This window comes from Kitasatospora sp. NPDC056800, from assembly GCF_042789775.1.
GTDB lineage: Bacteria > Actinomycetota > Actinomycetes > Streptomycetales > Streptomycetaceae > Kitasatospora.
On the sequence record NZ_JBHUAL010000394.1, the window covers coordinates 1 to 2,318 of the forward strand.

The 2,318-nt window shown below is 67.6% G+C and carries 3 protein-coding genes; 2 read left to right on the top strand and 1 reads right to left on the bottom strand.

What is annotated here, in order from left to right; translation table 11 throughout:
• Nucleotides 1-44: 44 nt before the first annotated feature.
• Nucleotides 45-239, bottom strand: a complete 195-nt coding sequence (locus ACFRQN_RS40570; protein ID WP_049653432.1) for a hypothetical protein — start codon at nucleotides 237-239, stop codon at nucleotides 45-47.
• Between the two features lie 351 nt (nucleotides 240-590).
• On the opposite strand from ACFRQN_RS40570, the gene ftsE reads away from it, so the two are divergent.
• On the top strand, nucleotides 591-1,280 hold the full coding sequence (gene ftsE, locus ACFRQN_RS40575; protein ID WP_049653434.1) for a cell division ATP-binding protein FtsE: 690 nt from the start codon (nucleotides 591-593) through the stop codon (nucleotides 1,278-1,280).
• 79 nt (nucleotides 1,281-1,359) lie between these two features.
• Nucleotides 1,360-2,271: a permease-like cell division protein FtsX gene (gene ftsX, locus ACFRQN_RS40580; protein ID WP_049653435.1), complete on the top strand. Its 912-nt coding sequence runs from the start codon at nucleotides 1,360-1,362 to the stop codon at nucleotides 2,269-2,271.
• Nucleotides 2,272-2,318 lie beyond the last annotated feature (47 nt).

Here is a 2,318-nt window from a genome sequence, read left to right on the forward strand (position 1 = left end):
CGACCGCAGTGGTCGGGGGCCTTCGTCGTACGTCTCGTGGGTTGTCAGGCCAGAGCCTGCCGCGCGATCAGCGCCACCGCGAGCAGCCCGGCCAGCAGGGCCAGCAGCATCGCGGGGGAGAGTGCGGCGAACGGGCTCTGCTGCTCCTGGATCCGGGCCCGGTTGGCCCGGCACACCGGGCAACGCCCGTCGCTGACGCGGCCGTTGCAGTTGGCGCACACCAGATGGTCGCAGGTCATGCGATCTCCTCCTCGCTGCTACAGCCAACGCGCCGGACGGGGCTTTGGTTCCATGTGCTGCCCTGTACGGGGGAGCGGCCGTGACGCGGTCGCCCCCTCCACTCTGCCAGGTTCCGGCGGTTCCGGCTCCCGGGCTGCGAGATGGCCCCCGATATTCTGGGCATAAACGGACATTCTCCCCCAAGGGGCGGGCGTTGTCGCGGGCGGCCCCTGCGGGCCGGATGCCGATTCGCGTATGGTCCGAGTCCGGGAGCGGCCCTCCGCGCTCCCTTCGACCGCCCCCGGGCCGGGCCCCAGGGGCGGACCGACCCAAGGACTGGCGCCGCCTAGGATGGCCTCCGTGATGCAGCCGTGATCAGATTCGACAACGTCTCCAAGACCTATCCCAAGCAGAACCGTCCCGCCCTGGACAACGTCTCGCTGGAGATCGAGAAGGGTGAGTTCGTCTTCCTGGTCGGCTCGTCCGGCTCGGGCAAGTCCACCTTCCTGCGCCTGTGCCTGCGCGAGGAGCGTCCCACCACGGGGGCGGTGCACGTGCTGGGCAAGGACCTCGGCAAGCTGTCCAACTGGAAGGTGCCGCACATGCGCCGCCAGCTGGGCACCGTCTTCCAGGACTTCCGCCTGCTGCCGAACAAGACGGTCGCGCAGAACGTCGCCTTCGCGCTGGAGGTGATCGGCAAGCCCAAGAGCGCCATCAACAAGGTGGTGCCCGAGGTGCTGGAGCTGGTCGGCCTCGGCGGCAAGGAGGACCGCATGCCGGGCGAGCTGTCCGGTGGTGAGCAGCAGCGCGTGGCGATCGCCCGGGCCTTCGTGAATCGTCCGATGCTGCTCATCGCGGACGAGCCCACCGGCAACCTCGACCCGCAGAACTCGGTCGGCATCATGAAGCTGCTCGACCGCATCAACCGCACCGGCACCACGGTGCTGATGGCCACCCACGACCAGGCCATCGTCGACCAGATGCGCAAGCGCGTCATCGAGCTCGACAAGGGGCTGCTCGTCCGCGACCAGGCCCGCGGCGTCTACGGGTACCAGCACTGACCGACCAGCGCTGACCCGTAGGGCCGCCGGCCCGAACCGCCAGTCCCGGAGCAGTACCGACCCTGGAGTTGTTTCCCGCATGCGTGCCCAGTTCGTCCTGTCGGAGATCGGTGTGGGTCTCCGACGCAACCTGACCATGACCATCGCGGTCGTGGTCAGTGTCGCGCTCTCCCTCGCCCTCGCCGGTTCCTCGCTCCTGGTCCGCGACCAGGTGAACTCCATGAAGGGGTACTGGTACGACAAGGTCGAGGTGAGCATCTACTTCTGCACCAAGGCGGACGCCCGGAACTCGCCCCAGTGCGACAAGGGTGCGGCCACCGACCAGCAGGTCCAGGACATCAAGGACCAGCTGGACAAGATGACCTCGGTGGTCCAGTCGTCCACCTACGAGAGCTCCGCCGACGCGTACAAGCACTGGAAGGAGATGAACCCGGACAACCCGCTCATCTCCGTCCTGGGCGCGGACGCCATGCCGCAGTCCTGGCGGGTCAAGCTCAACGACCCGACCAAGTACGACGTGATCCAGAGCGCCTTCGCCGGCAAGCCCGGCGTCAAGTCGGTCGAGGACCAGCGGAAGATCCTGGAGAACCTGTTCGGCCTGCTGAACGGCCTCCAGACGGCGGCCTTCGTGATCATGGTGCTGATGCTGTTCGTCGCGCTGCTGCTGATCGTCAACACCGTCCGGGTGTCGGCGTACAGCCGACGGCGTGAAACCGGGATCATGCGCCTGGTCGGTGCGTCGAACTTCTACGTCCAGATGCCGTTCATCGCCGAGGCGGCCTTCTCGGCGCTGCTGGGCGCGATGATGGCCTCCGGACTGCTGATCGGCGGGCACTTCTTCGTCCAGAACTGGCTGGCCGACCGGGTGCAGTTCATCCACTTCATCGGCCTCGGCTCGGTGCTGGCGGTGATACCGCTGCTGATCGTGGTGGGTATGGGCATGGCCGGTGTGGCGGCGTTCTTCACGCTGCGCAAGTACCTCAAGGTCTGATTCCCGGACGCCCCGACGGCCCCGGACGGCACTGCGCCGTCCAGGGC

Excerpts from the sequence above, each read along its gene's own strand:
- ACFRQN_RS40570 (WP_049653432.1), bottom strand. The coding sequence starts at position 239 with ATGACCTGCGACCATCTGGTGTGCGCCAACTGCAACGGCCGCGTCAGC.
- ftsX (WP_049653435.1), top strand. The coding sequence starts at position 1,360 with ATGCGTGCCCAGTTCGTCCTGTCGGAGATCGGTGTGGGTCTCCGACGC.